This window comes from Ramlibacter montanisoli (genome assembly GCF_013087525.1).
Lineage (GTDB): Bacteria > Pseudomonadota > Gammaproteobacteria > Burkholderiales > Burkholderiaceae_C > Ramlibacter > Ramlibacter montanisoli.
On record NZ_JABFCS010000001.1, the window covers coordinates 4,287,730 to 4,306,096 of the forward strand.

13 protein-coding genes and 6 pseudogenes are annotated in these 18,367 nt (G+C 69.2%); 8 read left to right on the forward strand and 11 right to left on the reverse strand.

Annotated features, from left to right (window positions below):
• Positions 1-33: 33 nt before the first annotated feature.
• Together HK415_RS21315 and HK415_RS21320 are read left to right on the forward strand one after the other, a co-directional pair.
• Positions 34-513 (forward strand): Lrp/AsnC ligand binding domain-containing protein, encoded by a 480-nt coding sequence (locus HK415_RS21315; RefSeq protein ID WP_171562730.1) that lies wholly within the window; start codon positions 34-36, stop codon positions 511-513.
• Positions 514-591: 78 nt separating this feature from the next.
• The gene (locus HK415_RS21320) at positions 592-1,137 is read left to right on the forward strand and encodes a DUF3617 domain-containing protein (protein WP_171562732.1); all 546 of its coding nucleotides are present in this window, start codon (positions 592-594) and stop codon (positions 1,135-1,137) included.
• Here HK415_RS21320 and HK415_RS21325 read toward each other — a convergent pair.
• Positions 1,138-1,829: pseudogene (locus tag HK415_RS21325) on the reverse strand (YggS family pyridoxal phosphate-dependent enzyme).
• A gap of 64 nt (positions 1,830-1,893) precedes the next feature.
• On the opposite strand from HK415_RS21325, the gene HK415_RS21330 reads away from it, so the two are divergent.
• The 3 genes from HK415_RS21330 to HK415_RS21340 all read left to right on the forward strand — a co-directional run bounded on the left by HK415_RS21330 (position 1,894) and on the right by HK415_RS21340 (position 5,098).
• Entirely contained in the window at positions 1,894-2,937 is a 1,044-nt protein-coding gene (locus HK415_RS21330) for a type IV pilus twitching motility protein PilT (RefSeq protein ID WP_171562734.1), read from the forward strand.
• 13 nt (positions 2,938-2,950) lie between these two features.
• Positions 2,951-4,087, forward strand: coding sequence for a PilT/PilU family type 4a pilus ATPase (locus HK415_RS21335; protein ID WP_171562736.1), 1,137 nt, complete (start codon positions 2,951-2,953; stop codon positions 4,085-4,087).
• Positions 4,088-4,195: 108 nt separating this feature from the next.
• Positions 4,196-5,098 carry an NAD(P)-dependent oxidoreductase gene (locus HK415_RS21340; RefSeq protein ID WP_171562738.1) on the forward strand — a complete coding sequence of 301 codons (903 nt, stop codon included), beginning with the start codon at positions 4,196-4,198 and terminating at the stop codon, positions 5,096-5,098.
• A 31-nt stretch (positions 5,099-5,129) separates the two neighbouring features.
• Here the strand turns inward: HK415_RS21340 and HK415_RS21345 are convergent.
• Positions 5,130-5,884, reverse strand: a pseudogene (locus tag HK415_RS21345) (BON domain-containing protein).
• Positions 5,881-6,480, reverse strand: a complete 600-nt coding sequence (locus tag HK415_RS21350; RefSeq protein WP_171562740.1) for a phosphoheptose isomerase — start codon at positions 6,478-6,480, stop codon at positions 5,881-5,883. Before HK415_RS21350 ends, HK415_RS21345 begins: the two are co-directional and overlap by 4 nt.
• A gap of 287 nt (positions 6,481-6,767) precedes the next feature.
• Between HK415_RS21350 and HK415_RS21355 the strand changes: the two genes are divergently transcribed.
• Complete coding sequence (locus tag HK415_RS21355; protein WP_171562742.1) at positions 6,768-7,118, forward strand: hypothetical protein; 351 nt, start codon at positions 6,768-6,770, stop codon at positions 7,116-7,118.
• 44 nt (positions 7,119-7,162) lie between these two features.
• Here HK415_RS21355 and HK415_RS21360 read toward each other — a convergent pair whose 3' ends face one another.
• A complete protein-coding gene (locus HK415_RS21360) occupies positions 7,163-7,519 on the reverse strand; it encodes a YraN family protein (RefSeq protein ID WP_171562744.1) in 357 nt (118 codons plus the stop codon).
• Positions 7,520-7,543: 24 nt separating this feature from the next.
• Here HK415_RS21360 and rsmI point away from each other — a divergent pair.
• A pseudogene (rsmI, locus tag HK415_RS21365) lies at positions 7,544-8,449 on the forward strand (16S rRNA (cytidine(1402)-2'-O)-methyltransferase).
• A gap of 33 nt (positions 8,450-8,482) precedes the next feature.
• Here rsmI and priA read toward each other — a convergent pair.
• Positions 8,483-10,518: pseudogene (priA, locus tag HK415_RS21370) on the reverse strand (replication restart helicase PriA).
• Positions 10,519-10,872: 354 nt separating this feature from the next.
• Positions 10,873-11,981 (reverse strand): annotated as a pseudogene (hemE, locus tag HK415_RS21375) (uroporphyrinogen decarboxylase).
• 48 nt (positions 11,982-12,029) lie between these two features.
• On the opposite strand from hemE, the gene HK415_RS21380 reads away from it, so the two are divergent.
• The gene (locus HK415_RS21380; RefSeq protein ID WP_171562746.1) at positions 12,030-13,139 is read left to right on the forward strand and encodes a tetratricopeptide repeat protein; all 1,110 of its coding nucleotides are present in this window, start codon (positions 12,030-12,032) and stop codon (positions 13,137-13,139) included.
• On the opposite strand, the gene HK415_RS21385 is transcribed toward HK415_RS21380, so the two are convergent.
• From HK415_RS21385 to HK415_RS26670, 5 genes and pseudogenes are all read right to left on the reverse strand, one after another.
• Positions 13,123-14,445, reverse strand: coding sequence for an O-acetylhomoserine aminocarboxypropyltransferase/cysteine synthase family protein (locus tag HK415_RS21385; protein ID WP_171562748.1), 1,323 nt, complete (start codon positions 14,443-14,445; stop codon positions 13,123-13,125). The genes HK415_RS21380 and HK415_RS21385 overlap by 17 nt on opposite strands.
• Positions 14,446-14,481: 36 nt before the next feature.
• Positions 14,482-14,973 (reverse strand): CoA-binding protein, encoded by a 492-nt coding sequence (locus tag HK415_RS21390; RefSeq protein WP_171562750.1) that lies wholly within the window; start codon positions 14,971-14,973, stop codon positions 14,482-14,484.
• A gap of 34 nt (positions 14,974-15,007) precedes the next feature.
• Complete coding sequence (locus HK415_RS21395) at positions 15,008-17,140, reverse strand: protein-disulfide reductase DsbD family protein (RefSeq protein ID WP_171562752.1); 2,133 nt, start codon at positions 17,138-17,140, stop codon at positions 15,008-15,010.
• Between the two features lie 40 nt (positions 17,141-17,180).
• Positions 17,181-17,920, reverse strand: a pseudogene (locus HK415_RS21400) (alanyl-tRNA editing protein).
• A 172-nt stretch (positions 17,921-18,092) separates the two neighbouring features.
• Complete coding sequence (locus HK415_RS26670; protein WP_309246783.1) at positions 18,093-18,353, reverse strand: hypothetical protein; 261 nt, start codon at positions 18,351-18,353, stop codon at positions 18,093-18,095.
• Positions 18,354-18,367: the final 14 nt, after the last annotated feature.

Sequence of the window (18,367 nt, forward strand, 5' to 3'; positions counted from 1 at the left end):
AGTTGGCCAATCTGACGAAAGAAAATCCGGCCAGTGGAACTGAACGCCTCCGACATCGACCGCATCGACCTCAAGATCCTGCAGGTCCTGCAGGCGGACGGCCGCCTCTCGAACCTCAAGCTCGCGGAGGCGGTGGCGCTGTCGCCGACCGCCGTGCTGGCGCGCGTGCAGCGGCTCACCCGCGACGGCTTCATCCTCGGTTACGAGGCGCGGCTGGACCCGGTGAAGCTGGGCGTGGGCATGCTGGTGTTCGTGGAGGTGCTTCTGGACCGGACCACGCCCAACGTGTTCGAGGCCTTCAAGGCCGCCGTGCAGGTGCACCCGCAGATCCTGGAATGCCACATGGTCGCGGGCGGCTTCGACTACCTGCTCAAGACGCGCGTGGGCGACATGCAGGCCTACCGCGACTTCGCCGGCACCGTGCTGTGGCAGCTGCCAGGGGTGCGCGAGACGCGGACCTACGCGGTGATGGAGGAAGTGAAAAGCACCACGCGCCTGCCCCTGCGGGTGTAGCGCGCAGGCCATGCGGTGCTGTGCAGTCCACCCGCCGCGCGGCAGAATGGACCGGTTCCCAAGGAGAGAGAGGTCCCCATGCGCATCCCGTCCCTGATCGCCTGCGGCGTGCTCGCCGCCGCCTGCCTGCCCGCCGCGGCCCAGACCCTGAAGCCCGGTCTGTGGGAAATCCACAACAACATGAAGGGCGGCGAAATGGACCAGGCCATGGCCGAAATGCAGAAGTCCATGGCGCAGATGTCGCCGCAGCAGCGCAAGCAGATGGAAGCCGCGATGGGGCAGCAGGGCATGCGGATGGCGCCGGGGTCCGGCGGCGGCATGGCCATGCAGATGTGCTTCACCAAGGAGATGGTCGAGCGCAACGACGTGCCCATGCAGGACGGCTGCCGCACCACCGTGAACCAGCGCAGCGGCAACACGCACAAGTTCGCCTTCACCTGCAGCAACCCGCCTTCCAGCGGCGAGGGGCAGGTCACCTACTCGGGTCCGGAGGCCTACACCAGCAAGATGACCATGAAGATGGCATCGCAGGGCCGCAGCGACACGACCACGATGGAAACCAAGGGCAAGTGGCTCAAGGCCGACTGCGGCAACGTGAAGCCGATGCCCGCGCCCAAGAAGTAGTCAGGCCTTCGCGGGGCGCGCCCCGAAGATCGCCGTCCCCACCCGCACCATGGTGCTGCCGGCGTGGATCGCCGCTTCGAGGTCGCCTGTCATGCCCATCGACAGGGTGTCCAGCGGCAGTCCCGCCGCGCGCAGTTCCTCGTAGAGAGCCCGCGCCCGGCGGTGCACGGCGAGCTGGGCGGCGAACTCCTGTGCGGGTTCGGGAATCGTCAGCAGGCCGCGCAGCTTCAGGCGAGGCAGCGCGTGCACCTCGCGCGCCAGCGCCAGTGCCTCGCCCGGGGCACGCCTGCCTTGCTGGCGCCGCCGTCGATGTTCACCTGGATGCACACCGACAGCGGCGGCATCACCTGCGGCCTCTGCTCGGACAGGCGCTGCGCGATCTTCAGCCGGTCGATGGTGTGCGCCCAGGCGAAGTGCTGCGCGACCAGCCGCGTCTTGTTGCTCTGGATCGGCCCGATGCAATGCCATTGCAGCGGCAGGTCCGCCAGCAGCGCCTGCTTCTCCACCGCCTCCTGGATGTAGTTCTCTCCGAAGGCGGTTTCGCCCGCGGCATGGGCTTCGCGCACCGCCTCGGGGCCGAAGGTCTTGGACACGGGAAGCAGCGTGACTTCGTTCACGTGGCGTTGCGCGGCTGCGCAAGCGTCGGCGATCCGCTGGTGCACGCTCTGGAGGTTGGCTGCAATCGTCGTCATAATGGGCCGGCCACCCTCGGTGGGGCACCGTTGGCGAGGACCATAAAGGAACAAAGAGGGACCCGTGGATATTACCCAGCTGCTCGCGTTCAGCGTGAAGAACAAGGCGTCGGACCTGCACCTGTCGGCCGGCCTGCCGCCCATGATCCGCGTGCACGGCGACGTGCGCCGCATCAACATCGACCCCATGGACCACAAGCAGGTGCACTCCATGGTGTACGACATCATGAACGACACGCAGCGCAAGGCGTACGAGGAGTTCCTGGAGTGCGACTTCTCGTTCGAGATCGAGGGGCTGGCCCGCTTCCGCGTCAACGCCTTCAACCAGAACCGCGGCGCCGCCGCCGTGTTCCGGACGATTCCCTCCAAGATCCTCACGCTGGAGCAGCTCAACGCGCCCAAGATCTTCGGCGACCTGGCGCTCAAGCCGCGCGGCATGGTGCTGGTGACCGGCCCCACGGGTTCGGGCAAGTCCACCACGCTGGCGGCGATGGTCAACTACCTGAACGAGACCGAGTACGGCCACATCCTGACGGTGGAAGACCCGATCGAATTCGTGCACGAGTCCAAGAAGTGCCTGGTCAACCAGCGGGAAGTCGGCCCGATGACGCTGTCCTTCGCCGCCGCGCTGCGTTCGGCCCTGCGTGAGGACCCGGACTGCATCCTGGTGGGCGAAATGCGCGACCTGGAAACGATCCGCCTCGCCATGACGGCCGCCGAAACCGGCCACCTGGTGTTCGGCACGCTGCACACCTCCAGCGCCGCCAAGACCATCGACCGGATCATCGACGTGTTCCCCGCCGACGAAAAGGAAATGGTCCGTGCCATGCTGTCGGAATCGCTGCAGGCGGTGATCTCGCAGACCCTGTGCAAGACCAAGGACGGCAGCGGCCGGGTGGCGGCGCACGAGATCATGATCGGCACTTCGGCGATCCGGAACCTGATCCGCGAAGCCAAGGTGGCGCAGATGTACTCCGCCATCCAGACCGGCAACAGCGTGGGCATGCAGACCCTGGACCAGAACCTCACCGAGCTGGTCAAGCGCAACCAGATCAGCGCCGCCGAAGCCCGCAGCAAGGCGAAGATCCCCGAGAACTTCCCCGGATAAGGAGCCGCGCACCATGGAACGCGACCAGGCAACAAAGTTCATCAACGACCTGCTGAAGCTGATGGTGGGCCGCAACGGCTCCGACCTCTTCATCACGGCCGACTTCCCGCCGGCCATCAAGGTCGACGGCAAGGTGACCAAGGTGTCGCCGCAGCCACTGAACGGCACCCACACGCTGGCGCTGGCGCGTTCGATCATGAACGACAAGCAGGCGGCGGAATTCGAGCGCACCAAGGAGTGCAACTTCGCGATCTCGCCGCCGGGCGTGGGGCGCTTCCGCGTCAATGCCTTCGTGCAGCAGGGCAAGGTGGGCATGGTGCTGCGGGTGATCCCGCAGGTGCTGCCGACCATCGACGGGCTGGGCGTGCCGCAGGTGCTCAAGGAAGTGGTGATGTCCAAGCGCGGCCTGGTCATCCTGGTGGGCGCCACCGGCTCGGGCAAGTCGACCACTCTGGCGGCCATGGTCGACTGGCGCAACGAGCAGAGCTACGGCCACATCATCACCATCGAGGACCCGGTGGAGTTCGTGCACCCGCACAAGAACTGCGTGGTCACGCAGCGCGAAGTGGGGCTGGACACCGACAGCTGGGAAGCGGCGCTGAAGAACACGCTGCGGCAGGCGCCCGACGTGATCCTGATGGGCGAGATCCGCGACCGCGAGACCATGGAACATGCCATCGCCTTCGCCGAAACGGGCCACCTGTGCATGGCCACGCTGCACGCCAACAGCACCAACCAGGCGCTGGACCGCGTGATCAACTTCTTCCCGGAAGAGCGCCGGCCGCAGCTGCTGATGGACCTGTCGCTGAACCTCAAGTCCTTCGTGTCGCAGCGCCTGATTCCCAAGCAGGACGGCAAGGGCCGCTCGGCGGCGGTGGAAATCCTGCTGAACACGCCGCTGATCTCCGACCTGATCTTCAAGGGCGAAGTCTCCGAGATCAAGGAGATCATGAAGAAGAGCCGCAACCTGGGCATGCAGACCTTCGACCAGGCGCTGTTCGACCTCTACGAGAACAACATGATCACCTACGAGGACGCGCTGCGCAACGCCGACTCGCTCAACGACCTGCGCCTGCAAATCAAGCTGAACTCGCAGCGCGCGAAGTCGTCGGACCTGTCGGCGGGCACGGAGCACCTGGCGATCGTCTGACCGTCATCCCCGTGCAGGCGGGGACCCAAGGCATCGAACGAGCGGCCCCGCGGGGCCGCTTTCCTTTGCGGCCATCCTAGAATCGCCCTTCGATCAAACGGAGGACGCATGGCCAGCACCAACCCCAAGACTTACGAATCCACCCCCTCCCGCAAGGTCGCCTTCCTCGGCCTGGGCGTGATGGGCTTTCCCATGGCCGGGCACCTCGCGCTGGCCGGCCACCAGGTGACGGTCTACAACCGCAGCGCGGAAAAGCGCGAGGCCTGGCGCAAGGAGTTCAAGGGCAATGCCGCAGCCACGCCGCGCGAGGCCGTCGCGGGCTGCGAACTGGTGTTCTGCTGCGTCGGCAACGACGACGACCTGCGCTCGGTGGTGCTGGGCGAGCAGGGCGCCTTCGCCGGCATGAAGCCGGGCGCGATCCTGGTCGACCACACGACCGCTTCGGCCGACGTCGCGCGCGAACTGTCCGCCGAGGCGAAGCAGCGCGGCCTGCAGTTTGTCGATGCGCCGGTGTCCGGCGGCCAGGCCGGCGCCCAGAACGGCATGCTGACCGTGATGTGCGGCGGCGAGCAGGCGGCCTTCGATGCCGCGAAACCGGTGGCCATGGCCTTCTCGCGTGCCTTCACGCTGCTGGGTGCCAGCGGCTCGGGTCAACTCGCCAAGATGGTCAACCAGGTGGCGATCGCCGGCCTGGTGCAGGGCCTGTCGGAAGCCATCGCCTTCGGCATGAAGGCCGGCCTGGACATGGAGCAGGTGCTGGAAGTGATCGGCAAGGGCGCCGCCCAGAGCTGGCAGATGGACAACCGCGGCAAGACCATGATCGCCGACAAGTTCGAGTTCGGCTTCGCGGTGGACTGGATGCGCAAGGACCTGGGCCTGGTGCTGGACGAGGCCAAGCGCAACGGCGCGCGCATGCCGGTCACCGCGCTGGTGGACCAGTTCTATGCGGACGTCCAGGCCATGGGCGGCAAGCGCTGGGACACCTCCAGCCTGATCAAGCGCCTGCGCTGACGCGCCGCCCGGGCGCGCCGGCGCACCGCCGCTAGCGCACCGGCGTGGCGATCGCGCCGCCGGCGGCGGGCGCTTGGCCTGCTGCCGGCGCGCTGGCCGGCGCGAGCGAGGTGGGCGCCACGGTGGTCGCGGGCGCGACCGTCGCCGGCGTCAGCGGGCCGGCCGGCACGTCCACGCCGGCCTGCCGCAGTTCCTCGGGCGACATCACCTCGAAGATGCGCACCACGCGCTGCACGCCGTTGATCTGGCGCGCGATGTTGGTGGCGCGCTCGGCCTCCCGTGGCGTGACGCGACCCATCAGGAACACGCTGCCGCGTTCGGTGACGACCTTGAAGGCGTTCGCCTGCAGGTCCTGCGCGTCCACGAAGGAGGCGCGCACCTTGCCCGTGATCAGCACGTCGGCCGAGCGCTGCGGCAGCGTGGTGGGCGACATGATCGCGATCTCGTTGACGATGGAGCGCACGTTGTCCACGCGCGAGGCGATCTGTTCGGCCTGCTGGCGGATCGCCTCGGTGGGCGCCTCGCCGGTCAGCAGCACCTGGCGGTTGTAGCTGGTGATGTTGATGTGGGCGCGCTCGCCGATCTGCTCGCGCAGGCGGGCGCCCGCGCGCAGCTCGATCGCCTCGTCGTCGATCTGGGCGCCGGAGCTGCGCCTGTCGTTGACCATCAGCACGGTGCCGACGGCGGCGCCGCCGAGGATCAGGGGGCGCAGCCGGCCAGCGTGGTGGCCAGCAGGGCGGCGGCCAGCGAGGCCAGGGGCAGGGAAGAGAGGGCTTTTCGGGTCATGTGGGGTTGTCCTGGTCGCCGAGGAGTTGCGCATCCACGCCGTCGCAGATGCAGTGCAGCGCGAGGATGTGCACTTCCTGGATGCGCGCGGTGCGTTCGTGGGGCACGCAGATGTGCACGTCGGTCTCGCGCAGCACGCCCGCCATCTTGCCGCCGCCGCGGCCGGTGAGCGCCACCACCGTCATCTCGCGCTCGTGCGCCGCCTCGATGGCGGCCAGCACGTTGGCGGAGTTGCCGCTGGTGGAAAGGGCCAGCAGCACGTCGCCGGCCTGTCCCAATGCGCGCACCTGCTTGGAGAAGATGCGGTTGTAGTCGTAGTCGTTCGCGATCGCCGTCAGGATGGAACTGTCGGTGGTGAGCGCGATGGCACCGAGCTCGGGGCGTTCGCGTTCGAAGCGTCCCACGAATTCGGCGGAGAAGTGCTGCGCGTCGGCGGCGGACCCGCCGTTGCCGCAGGCGAGCACCTTGCCCCCGCTGGTGACGCACGCGAGGATGGCTTGCACCGCCTGCGCGATCGGCTTGCTGAGGGTCTGCGCCGCCTGGTACTTCAGGTCGGCGCTGTCGATGAAGTTCTGCTGTATGCGTTGCTCGAGCATGGCCTCTGATGATACCGCCGTGCCTCGCCGTGAAAAATGTCCGGCCTGTGCAGCGTGCGTGAACATCGCGTTACCCCATCTGTCGCAATGTTTCGCCCGATGCGCCTCATGTAGTCCGCATCGGACGCGCGTGGGGAGGCAATGGCCGACGCACCCCCGACCTGACCCGACACGAGGTCCCGCATGGAACTGACCCCCGCCAAAGTTGCGGCTCACTATTCTTGCGTTGCTGGCTTAGATGCCTGCAGGGTTCAAGTTCCACAAATCAAGTTCTAGGAGAAGTTGCAATGGCTGTTCTGAAAAAAATTGCCGGTCTGGTTGCCGGTATGTCCGCTGTCGCCGTGATCGGTGTTGCTGTCGCCCAAGGCGTGCCGCCGAACCCGTTCGTCACCAACCATGCGCTGGGCGCTGGCCAGCAGAGCTCCCACATCACCTCCATGGGTGAGACGGGCGTTCCCGGCCTGATCGACCAGGTCCAGACCGCCCAGATCACCACCGTGGCCCCCGTGGCCGTGGTGGAGCAACCCGCCGTCGTCGCGGAAGCCCCGGCTCCCGTGATCGTGGAAGAGCGCCAGGCGATGGGTGCGGCCCCCGCCCCCGCCGAACCCGTGATGGCCCCCAAGGCCGACCGCGGCTAAGCACCGAGTGCGTTTTCTGCTGGGGCTCGTCCTGCGGGCCAGCCTCAGCCAGCATCGAAGGCGGCACGCATCCACTGGATGCTGCCGCCTTCCATGCTGATGACGTCGAAACGGCATGGCGGCGGCGCCTGCAGCCTCATCAGGTAGTGCCGCGCGGCGAACACGATGCGCCGCTGCTTGTCCCAGCCTATGCTCGCGGCCGCGCCGCCGAAGCTGCGGCTCGCGCGCTTGCGCACCTCCACGAACACCAATGTGCCGTCGCGATCGCGCATGACCAGGTCGATCTCGCCGCCGCCGCGCCCGGGCGTCCGATAATTGCGCACCAGCAGAGCCAGGCCCCGCGCGCGCAGGTGCGCGAGGGCCCGGTCTTCCGCGGCATCGCCCTGTTCCTTGGTGCTCACCCCCGGCCTTTCGAAGGAGACTGATTGAGCGCTTCCTTTGCATCCGCGCTCGCCGCGGCGCGCGACGCGGCCGCGGCGCAGCAGTACCCGCAGGGTAGCCTGTACGTGCTGGCCACGCCCATCGGCAACCTCGCGGACATCACGCTGCGCGCGCTGCACGTCCTCCAAATGGTGGACGCCGTGGCCTGCGAGGACACCCGGCACACGCAGGCCCTGCTGCGCGCCTATGGCATCGACAAGTCGGCCTGGCTCGGCGTGCACCGCCACAACGAGGCGGAAGGCGCGCAGGAAGTGGTTCGCCGGCTGCAGCTGGGCCAGCGCGTGGCCTATGCCAGCGACGCCGGCACGCCGGGCATCAGCGATCCCGGCGCGCGCGTGGTCGCCGCCGTGCGGGCCGCGGGCCTGCCGGTGGTGCCGGTGCCGGGTGCCAGCAGCGTGACCGCGATCCTGAGCGTGCTGCCGGCCCAGGCGGAAGAAAGCGCGTTCCTGTTCTTCGGCTTCCTGCCCGCCAAGGGCGGCGAGCGCCAGCAGGCGGTGGAATCGCTGAGGCAGGAAGTGCGCGCCGTGGTGCTGCTGGAGGCGCCGCACCGCATCGCGGCCCTGGCCGAGACCCTGGCGGCCCTGGGGGAGCGCGAACTGACGGTCGGCCGCGAGCTCACCAAGCAGTTCGAGGAGATCGCCACCCTGCGCTGCGCGGACTTCCCGGCATGGCTGCAGGGCTCGCCGCAGCGCACGCGCGGCGAATTCGCGCTGGTGCTGCACCCGTGACGGCGGTCCGCGACGAGGGACGCGCAGCGGGTGCTGAAGCTGCTGCTGGCGGAACTGCCTGTGAAGACGGCGGTGAAGCTGGCGGCGGAGATCACGGGGGCGCCGCGCAACACGCTGTACCAGCAAGCCCTGCTTTTGAAAGGCGGTGCGGCGGATTCGTAGGCTGGCGGTGCAAGCGAAGCGGCACCCCAGCGGTCAGATCGCCAGCGGATCCACGTCCACCGCCCAGCGGATCAGCCCCTTCACCCGCAGGCCCTGCAAGACCGGCTGCCACGCGGCCAGGAAGGCCTGCAGCGCCGGCCGCGAGCCGCTTTCCAGCAGCAGCTGCGCGCGTTCCACGTTGGCCACGCGCTGCACCGCCAGCGGCACCGGCGCGTACACCACGACGTGGCCGCTGCCCTCCAGGCCGGCACTGTGCTCCGCGGCCGAGCGCAGGAACTCCTGCGCCACCTCCTGCGTGCGCGCGTCGGCGCGCAGCAGCGCCTGGTAGGCGAAGGGCGGCATCGCGGCCTGCTGCCTTTCCTTGAGCTGCTGGCCGGCGAAGGCCGGATAGTCGTGGCGCTTGAGCGCGGTGAACAGCGGATGCTCCGGATTCCAGGTCTGCACCCACATCTCGCTCGCCTGCGCGTGCACCACGTCGCGCCCCGCGCGGCCCGCCGCCTGCATCAGCAGGCTGAACAGGCGCTCGGGCGCGCGGAAGTCGCTGGAGAACAGCGCCGAGTCCGGGTTCACCGCCGCCACCAGCGTGATGCTGCGGAAATCGTGGCCCTTGGTCACCATCTGGGTGCCGACCAGCACGTCGACCTCGCCCGAATGCACCTGCGCGAGCTGCTGCTCCAGCGCGCCCTTCAGGCGCGTGCTGTCGGCATCCATGCGGGCGATGCGCACCGGCTCGCCGTCCGGCCGGCGGGTGTCGGCCAGCAGTTCGGCCAGCTGCTCCTCCAGCCGTTCCGTGCCGCGGCCCAGCGGCTGGATGTCCACGTTGCCGCACTTGGGGCAGGAGCGCGGCACGCGCTCCGGTGAAACCGCAGTGGTGGCAACGCAGCGTGCGGTCGATCTTGTGGAAGACGCGGAAGGCGCTGCAGTGGGGGCATTCGCTGCGCCAGTCGCAGGCCATGCAGGCGAGCACCGGCGCGTAGCCCCGGCGGTTCAGGAACACCAGGGACTGTTCGCCGCGGGCCACGCGCTGGGCGATCGCCGCCAGCAGGGGCGGGGAGAACAGCGTGCCGCGCGGCTGGTGGTTCATGTTGACGATGCGCACCGCCGGCAAGGCGCCGGACCCCACCCGGCTGGGCATCTCCAGGCAGCGGTAGCGCCCCCGCTCGCAGGCCTGCCAGCTCTCCAGGGAGGGCGTTGCCGACCCCAGGATCACCTTCACGCCCTCCAGCCGGCCGCGGTACACCGCCAGGTCGCGCGCCGAGTAGCGGGCGCCCTCCTGCTGCTTGTAGCTGGGGTCGTGCTCCTCGTCGACCACGACCAGGCCCAGCCGTGGCAGCGAGGCGAACACCGCCATGCGCGTGCCCAGCACGATGCGGGCGCTGCCCAGGTGCGCGGCGATCCAGCTGCGCAGGCGCTGCGGGTTGGTCATGCCGCTGTGCAGCGGGACGACCGCGCCGGTTCCGAAGCGCTGCTCGAAGCGCGCCTGCAGCTGCGGCGTGAGGTTGATCTCCGGCACCAGGACCAGCGCCTGCGCCTGCGGGTCGCGTTGCAGCAGTGACTCGACCGCGCGCAGGTAGACCTCGGTCTTGCCGCTGCCGGTGGCGCCGAACACCAGGAAAGGCCCTGCTTCCGCTGCGATGGCCGCCAGCGCCTGCGCCTGGTCCGGCGTGGGCTCGGGCCTGGCGTCGGCGACGCCGGAGTCCACCTCGGCCGTTGCGCGCTTGAGACGGCGCGCCAGCTGCACCGCGTCGAGCTCGCGCAACTGCGGGGGCAAGGCGGCCAGGGCGACTTCCCCCAGGCTGCGCTGGTAATAGGTGGCGGCGAAGCCCACCAGCTCCGCCATGCGGCGGACAGCGGGGAGCCCGCCCAGGGGGCGCCGATGGATTTCAATTCGGCCGGGGCCGCAGCTGTATCGGCCGGCGCGTCCCAGGCCACGCCGCAGACTTCGCGGCGCCCGAGGGGCACGCGCACCAAGGAGCCCGGGGCGAGTGGGAACTCACTGCGGTAGCTGAGGGGGCCCCCACCGTGCTGTGCGCCGGCGTCGGGACCACGACATGGACCAAGGTGCTCATCCGTTCGCGAGCTTAGGCTGGCTGCTTAAGCCCAGCTCTTGAAAACCCGGGTAAGTCCTTGATTCCACATGATTTTGATCCCACCCCTCGATTCTGTGGATAACTTTGTTGATAGGGGCCCGCCCGCTGGCCGGAAGACCCCGAAAAATCAATGGCTTGGCTGGGCCGTGCGAAAAATGTGCATCCGCGCGACCCTAGCAAAATCAACAACTTACGAGCGCTACTGATTTTGAAGCGCTCTTTTGTTGCGGCTGGGCTGGCGCGGCCCCCGCAACACAGTTTTTGTGCATAAGTCAAGCTCGCGCGGTCGTCATTCCCTGCCTTGTCAGCTAGGGAACTCCCTGATGCACGGACTCAGGCCTTGCGTCCTGCAGCGCGCATGTGCGCGGAATGTGAATGCACCGCTTCCACCAGCGCATGCACGTGTTCCGGCGGGGTATGTTGGCTGATGCCGTGCCCGAGGTTGAACACGTGTGTGGGGCCGGTGCCCGTGCCGCTGTGCGGCGTGCCGAAGTCCTCGAGCACGCGGCGCGCTTCCGCGGCCACCTGTTCGGGCGGCGCGAACAGCACGGCCGGATCGAGGTTGCCCTGCAGCGCCTTGCTACCGCCCACGAGGGCGCGCGCCCGCGCGAGGTTCACCGTCCAGTCCACGCCGAGCACGTCGCAGTCCAGCTTCTCCATCTCGTCGAGCCACAGGCCGCCGCCCTTGGTGAAGACGATGCGCGGGATGGTGGTGCCGGCGGCGTCGGTGCGCTTGAGCTTGGCGAGCACCTGCGCCGTGTAGCGCAGGCTGAATTCCTGGAAGGCATTGTCGGCCAGGGCGCCGCCCCAGCTGTCGAACACCATCACGGCCTGGGCGCCGGCGTCGATCTGCGCGTTCAGGTAGCCGGCCACCGCTTCGGCATTCACGGCAAGGATCCGGTGCATCAGGTCCGGGCGGCTGTACAGCATGCTCTTGACGCCGCGCCAGTCGTCCGAGGAACCGCCGCCTTCGACCATGTAGCAGGCCAGCGTCCACGGGCTGCCGGAAAAGCCGATCAGGGGCACGCGGCCATTGAGCGCGCGCCGGATCGAGGTCACCGCGTCGAACACGTAGCGCAGTTTCTCGAGGTCCGGCACCTGCAGGGCGCCGACGCTCTTCTCGTCGCGCAGCGGCCGTGCCAGCTTGGGGCCTTCGCCCTCGGCGAAGCTCAGGCCCAGGCCCATGGCGTCCGGCACCGTGAGGATGTCGGAGAACAGGATGGCCGCATCGAGCGCGAAGCGGTCCAGGGGCTGCAGGGTCACCTCGGTGGCGTATTGCACGTTGGTGGCCAGGCCCATGAAGCTGCCGGCCCGGGAGCGGGTCGCCTTGTATTCGGGCAGGTAGCGGCCGGCCTGGCGCATCAGCCACAGGGGCGTGTAGGGGTGGCCTGGCGCAGGCAGGCGCGCAGGAAGGTGTCGTTGGCAAGCGGCGGGAAGGACATGGGCGTGATTGTCGCAGGCCCTATCATCCCGCCTCTTTGAGGGAAAGCATGGACAGTGAACTCGAGCGTGCGCGGGCGCTCTTCCTGGACGGCGTGGGGCACTACCAGGCCGGCCGGCTGCGGCAGGCGGAGCAAGCCTTCGCCGCCGCCCTGGTGCTGGCGCCGGGCCGGCCGTCCGTGCTGACCAACCTGGGCGTCGTCCGCCTGAAGCTGGGTCGCCTGCCGGAGGGCCTGGCCCTGTTGCAGCAGGCGCTGGCCCAGGAGCCGGACAACACCGAGGCGCTGGGCCATTGCGGCACGGCGCTGGCCGACCTGGGCCGGCCGGCGGAGGCGCTGGCGCACTTCGACCGGGCCGTGGCGCTCGATCCCTCGGCACCGGCCCCCTGGATGTTCCGCGGCAACGTGCTGAAGGAACTGGGTCGCCCGCAGGAAGCCGCGGCTTCCTTCCGCGAGGCGCTGGCCCGCGGCGGCGATCCCCAGCTGCTGGCCTATTACCTCGCGGGGGTGGAAGCGGGTGAGGCGCCCGCCCAGCCGCCACGCGTCTACGTGGAGGCCCTGTTCGACGGCTATGCGACGGGCTTCGACCAGCACCTGCAGCAGGCGCTGCGTTACGACGCACCGCAGGTGCTGGTGCAACGCATGGCGGCCGCAGGCGCGCGCTTCCGCAATGCGCTCGACCTGGGATGCGGCACCGGCATGGCCGGCCCGCTGCTGCGGCCGCTGGCCGAACGCCTCACCGGCGTGGACCTGTCGGCCAACATGCTGGACCAGGCCCGCGCGCTCGCGGTCTACGACGCGCTGGAGCACGCGGACGCGCTCGAATTCCTGGCGGCCGCGCCGCAAGCCTTCGACTGCGTGCTGGCCGCGGACGTGTTCATCTATGTCGGCGAGCTGTCGCAGGTGTTCCGCGCGGTGGCCGCCCGCATGTCCCCCGGCGGCGTGTTCGCCTTCACGGTGGAGGAAAGCACGCGGGGCGAGCTGGAGCTGCGCTCCACGCTGCGCTACGCGCATTCGGAAGCGGGCATCCGGCGGCTGGCGCAGGAGCACGGCTTCCGGGTCGCGGCGATGGAGCGGCGGCCGGTGCGCGAGGAGCAGCGGCAGGCCATCCCCGGCCTGTTCTGCTGGCTGGAACGCGAACCGGCTACACGGCCTTCCTGAGCGCCTGGTCCAGGTCCCACAGGATGTCCTCGACATCCTCGATGCCCACGGAGAGGCGGATCATGTCCGGCCGCACCCCGGCGCGCGCCAGTTCTTCCTCGTCCAGCTGGCGGTGCGTGGTGGACGCCGGGTGGATCACCAGCGTCTTGGCGTCGCCGATGTTCGCCAGGTGGCTGAAGAACTCGCAGGCGTCGATGAAGCGCTCGCCGGCCTTCACCGCATCGGCGGCCCGGATGCCGAAGGTGAGGATGCCGGACGCGCCCGGCTGGCCGTCGATCGCGCGGAACTGCTTCTTCGCCAGCGCATGGTGCGGCGAATTCTCGAGGCCGGGGTAGTTCACCCAGCTCACCAGCGGATGGTCGCTCAGGAATTCCGCGACGCGGCGCGCGTTGCGGCAATGCGCCTGCATGCGCAGGTGCAGGGTCTCGATGCCTTGCAGGATCAGCCAGGCGTTCAGCGGCGACAGCGCGCCGCCGAAGGTGCGGTTGACTTCCATGCGGGCCTTCATCGTGTAGCCGAAGTCGCCGAAGGTCTCGTAGAACTTCACGCCGTGGTACGCGCGGCTCGGTTCCAGCATCTCCGGGAACTTCTGTCCCGCGAGGCCGCTGCCCCAGTCGAACTTGCCCGACTCCACGACGACGCCCGCCATGGTGGTGCCGTGGCCGCCGAGGTACTTCGTCGCGCTGTGCACGATGATGTCGGCGCCGAAGGCGAAGGGGTTGCACAGGTAGGGGCTGGCCACCGTGTTGTCGATGATCAGCGGCAGGCCCTCGGCGTGCGCGACCTGCGCCACCGCCTCGATGTCGAACACGTTCACCAGCGGATTGCCCAGCGTCTCGCCGTACACGGCGCGCGTGTTGGGGCGGATCGCGCGCCGGAAGTTGTCGGGGTCTTCGGGATCGACGAAGGTGGTCGCTATGCCGAGCCGGCCGAAGCCGATGCCCAGTTGTCCCACCGTGCCGCCATAGAGCGTGGAGGCGGCGACGATGTGGTCGCCCGCCTTCAGGATGGCGAGGATCGCCGTCATCTGCGCCGCCATGCCGGTGGCGCAGGCCAGTGCCGCGCGGCCGCCTTCGAGCGAGGCCACCCGTTCCTCCAGAACTGCGACGGTCGGATTGCTGATGCGGCTGTAGACGTTGCCGAAGGTCTGCAGGTTGAACAGGCTGGCGGCGTGCTCGGCGGAGTCGAACACGAAGCTGGTGGTCTGGTGGATGGGTGTGGCGCGGGCGCCGGTCACCGGGTCGGGGATGGCGCCGGCGTGGATCGCGCGCGTGCCGAAGCCGTAGTCGTGGTCTTTCTGGCTCATGGTCGTAGGCTGGTGGTGAGCGAAGCGAACCCCAGCTCAGTAGAACAATTGCTGCGGCCGGCGCGCCGAGATCACCTTGGTGTTCACGCCCGCCCAGTTGAGGCCGCCGAACAGGCGGGCGTGCTCGATCTTCACGCAGCGGTCCATCACCACGTCGAGGCCGGCGGCGCGCGCCTTGGCCGCCGACGCTTCGTCCACCACGCCGATCTGCAGCCACAGGCACTGCGCGCCGATGGCGATGGCTTCTTCGGCGATCGGCGGGATGTCGCTGCTCTTGCGGAAGCAGTCCACCATGTCGATCTTCTGGCCCTGCTTCTCCAGCGCCTCGGCGGCGGCGGTCACGCTGGCGTAGCTGCGCTCGCCCAGGATCTCGGGGGCCGAGGGATTGACGGGCACGATGCGGTAGCCGTGCTCCTGCATGTACTTGGCGGCGAAGAAGCTGGGGCGGTGCCATTGCGGCGACAGGCCCACCACCGCGATCGTGCGGCAGGTGCCGAGGATGCGGCGCAGTTCGTGGATCGTGCTCATGGGGGCAGTGTACGCACCGCCGCCCACCGGGGGACTAGAGCGCGATCGCGCTGCGCACTTCGTCGACGCTCAGCACTTCGGACAGCACCACCGGCGGCCGGCCCGGCCGGTACACCACGTACACCGGCACGCCGTTGCGACCCAGCTGCGCCAGGGCGGCGGTGATCGCCGGGTCGCGCCGCGTCCAGTCGGCGCGCAGCAGCGTGTACTTCCCGGCGGCGAAATCAGCCATCACCTCGCTGCGCGAGAGCGTGGTCTTCTTGTTGTACTGGCAGGTGACGCACCAGGCGGCCGTGAAGTCCACGAACACCGGCTGCCCCGCGGCCACCAGCTGCTGCACGCGTTCGGGCGCCCAGGGCTGCCAGCCGTCCGCCTTGGCCGCTGCGGCCACCGGGCCGGTGCTGGCACGCGTGATCGCCGCACCCGTGGACCAGCCGACGAACAGCAGGCCCGCGACCGCGATCGAGGCGAGGGCCACCCGCGTGCGACCGCGCAGCGTCAGCGCCCACACGACCATGCTCATGGCCACCAGCAGCGCCAGCAGCGCGCCGGCGCCGTCGATGCCGCTTTGCTGCCCCAGCACCCAGACCAGCCAGGCCACGGTGGCGAACATGGGGAAGGCCATCAGGCGGCGGAAGGTTTCCATCCACGCGCCCGGACGCGGCAGGTGCTTGGCGAAGGCGGGGATCCAGCTGGCCAGCAGGTAGGGCAGCGCCATCCCGAGTCCCAGCACGACGAAGATCGCGAGGGCTTCCGCGGCCGGCAGCGAGATCGCCAGGCCCAGCGATGCGCCCATGAAGGGCGCGGTGCAGGGCGAGGCCACGGCCACCGCCAGCACGCCGGTGAGGAAGGCATTGGCGACGGGGTGCCGCGCCTCCAGCGTCGCCAGGCTGCTGGGGAGCATGGAGCGGAACTCGAACATGCCGGCCAGGTTCAGCGCGATCAGCGTGAACAGCGCCGCCAGGGTGGCGACCACGGCGGGCGACTGCAGCTGGAAGCCCCAGCCCAGCTGTTCGCCGGCCGCGCGCAGCGCCAGCATCACGGCACCGAGCGCAGCAAAGGACGTGACGACGCCGGCCGTGTACGCCAGGCCGCTGATGCGGTGGCCGCGCCTGTCATCCGCGTGTTTCGTGAAACCGACGACCTTGATCGCCAGCACCGGGAACACGCAGGGCATCAGGTTCAGGATGATCCCGCCCAGCAGCGCGCCGAGCAGCGCCGCCAGCAAGGTGCTGGCGGGCGTGGCGGCCGGCGCGCCGGGTGCCGCTGCGGCATTGCGCAAGGCCTCCTGCAGGGCCGGGGAGACGGCCGCGACCGGGGCGGCGGCGGCCGGCCAGGTGCCGCTGACCTTGGCCTCGCTGCGCCAGCCCTGGTCGCCCAGCGCCAGCACCAGCGGCATGACGGAGGGGCTTTGCGAGCGATGCGGCGACAGCGGCACGCTCGCGGTCCAGGTGTTGCCCTTCCAGGCCTGGGTCCAGCGGCCGGCGGGCTCGATCACTTCCCCGGTTTCGGGGAAGAACTCCAGGTCCTTGCCCACCACCTTGGCGGGGAGGCCGCGCACGGTCACCTGCAGCGCCTGGCCCTCGACCACCGCTTCCGCCGGCGACTTGAGGGCCTGCGGCTGCTGGTCCCAAGCCGCCTGGAAGGCGGCGCCATGCATGGCCGTCGTGCTGCGCGCGGGCAGCTTGAGCGTGAAGCTGCCGTCTTCGGGAATGCATTCCTTCTTGCAGACCAGCCAGGTGGACTTGAGCTTGATCTCGGCCTCGCCGAACACCGAGGGCTGCCAGGCAGCCGTGACCTTCAGCGGCACCGGCAGCAGCACCGTGCCTTCGTAGCCGTAGTTGGCCAGCGGCCCGACCGGGATCTTCTTGGGCACCGGCCAGGCGACCTCGCCGGCCTCGATGCCGGCCGGCAGCGTCCACTCGAAGGTGGTGGGCAGGCCGGAATCGCCCGGGTTCTTCCAGTAGGTATGCCACTCGGGCTGGTGGGCGATCTGCAGCCCCAGCCACAAGGGCTTGCCGGGCGCTATGCCTTCCGGGGCGTGGGCCACGAGTTCGGCCCGCACGCGCTCGGTGGTGACCACGGGCCCCTTGGCCTGCGCCGACGCGGCGGCGGGCAGGAGGGAGGCGGCCAGGGCGGCGGCGGCGAACAGGTGTGCGAAATTCATCACTTCAGTGGAGCTCGGCAGGCGGGCGAAGTTCCGGCGTTCAGGAAAAGCCCAGCACCACCCGGCGGGTGGTGGCGCTCTTCTTCTCGATCTTGGTAACGACGACCCCCTATTTCGGAGGTACTTGCAACATGCGTGCCGCCGCAGGGCTGGTAGTCCACCAAGGCCTCGCCGCCGATGCGGATGGTGCGGATGCGCCCGGTGCCGCGCGGCGGCTGGACGGACATGCTCTTGACCAGCGCCGGGTTCGCATCGAGCTCCTCGTCGGTGATCGAGCCGATCTGGACCGCGTGTGCCGCGGCCACCAGGCGGGCGATCCCCTCGGTGAGCGTTTCCTTGTCCAGCGGATCGGTCATGTTGAAGTCCAGCCGCGCGTAATCGGGCGTGATGGAGCAGCCGTTCACCAGCTTGCGGCACCAGGTGGCACAGCAGGTGGGTGCTGGTGTGGAAGCGCATCAGCCGGTGGCGGCGGTCCCAGTCGATCCGGGCCACGACGCCGTCGCCGGGATGAAGACGTGCGAGCACCTGCTCCTGCCCCGGGGCCGGCACGTGCGCGATCTCCGCCGTGGGCTTGCCCTCGGCGTCCTTGCACTTGCGGGTGTCGGCGACCTGCAGCTCGGTGCCGTCCGCCAGCACCAGCACGCCGGCGTCGCCGGCCTGGCCGCCGCCCAGCGGGTAGAACACGGTGCGGTCCAGGACGATGCCCTGCTCACCGACGGCAGTGACCGTGGCGGGCGTCTCGCGGAGATAGGCGTCCTGGCGGAACAGCTCTTGGGTCATCCCGGCATTGTCCCGCTTTCACCAGCCACCCTCGCCAAGTGAGGTCAAGCAGGCAGCTTGCGCCCAGGTCAGGCCGCGTCCGCCTCCGCCTCCGGCCACAGGCGTGGGAACAGGAAGCGCAGGGCGTGCTGCGGCAGCCCGAAGCGGACCTTGCCCTGGGGTGAATCCGACTTCAGCAACCCCTCTTCACAAGCGCGCCCAGGGCGTCGGTGGCGCTGCGCTCGGCCATCCCCAGCATGGCCTTGAACTCACCGCGCGCGATTTCCTCGCCGCTCAGGAAAAGGTAATGCAGCGGTCGCAGGGCCTCCGGGCGGACGCCGGATTTCATCGCCTTCGCCTCGTACACCAGGCAGGCTTCGATGCGCTCCTTCATCGCCCCGAAATCGAGCATTCCCGCCATGAAGTCCACCTGGTCCAGGCAGGTGTCGAGCACGTAGGCAATCCAGT

What these genes read in the sequence shown, in the direction of transcription:
- HK415_RS21350 (WP_171562740.1), bottom strand. Translation starts at nt 6,480, where the DNA reads ATGCTCGAGCAACGCATACAGCAGAACTTCATCGACAGCGCCGACCTG.
- HK415_RS21395 (WP_171562752.1), bottom strand. Translation starts at nt 17,140, where the DNA reads ATGAATTTCGCACACCTGTTCGCCGCCGCCGCCCTGGCCGCCTCCCTC.
- HK415_RS21340 (WP_171562738.1), top strand. Translation starts at nt 4,196, where the DNA reads ATGGCCAGCACCAACCCCAAGACTTACGAATCCACCCCCTCCCGCAAG.
- HK415_RS21320 (WP_171562732.1), top strand. Translation starts at nt 592, where the DNA reads ATGCGCATCCCGTCCCTGATCGCCTGCGGCGTGCTCGCCGCCGCCTGC.
- HK415_RS21390 (WP_171562750.1), bottom strand. Translation starts at nt 14,973, where the DNA reads ATGAGCACGATCCACGAACTGCGCCGCATCCTCGGCACCTGCCGCACG.
- HK415_RS21355 (WP_171562742.1), top strand. Translation starts at nt 6,768, where the DNA reads ATGGCTGTTCTGAAAAAAATTGCCGGTCTGGTTGCCGGTATGTCCGCT.
- HK415_RS21380 (WP_171562746.1), top strand. Translation starts at nt 12,030, where the DNA reads ATGGACAGTGAACTCGAGCGTGCGCGGGCGCTCTTCCTGGACGGCGTG.
- HK415_RS21335 (WP_171562736.1), top strand. Translation starts at nt 2,951, where the DNA reads ATGGAACGCGACCAGGCAACAAAGTTCATCAACGACCTGCTGAAGCTG.
- HK415_RS21385 (WP_171562748.1), bottom strand. Translation starts at nt 14,445, where the DNA reads ATGAGCCAGAAAGACCACGACTACGGCTTCGGCACGCGCGCGATCCAC.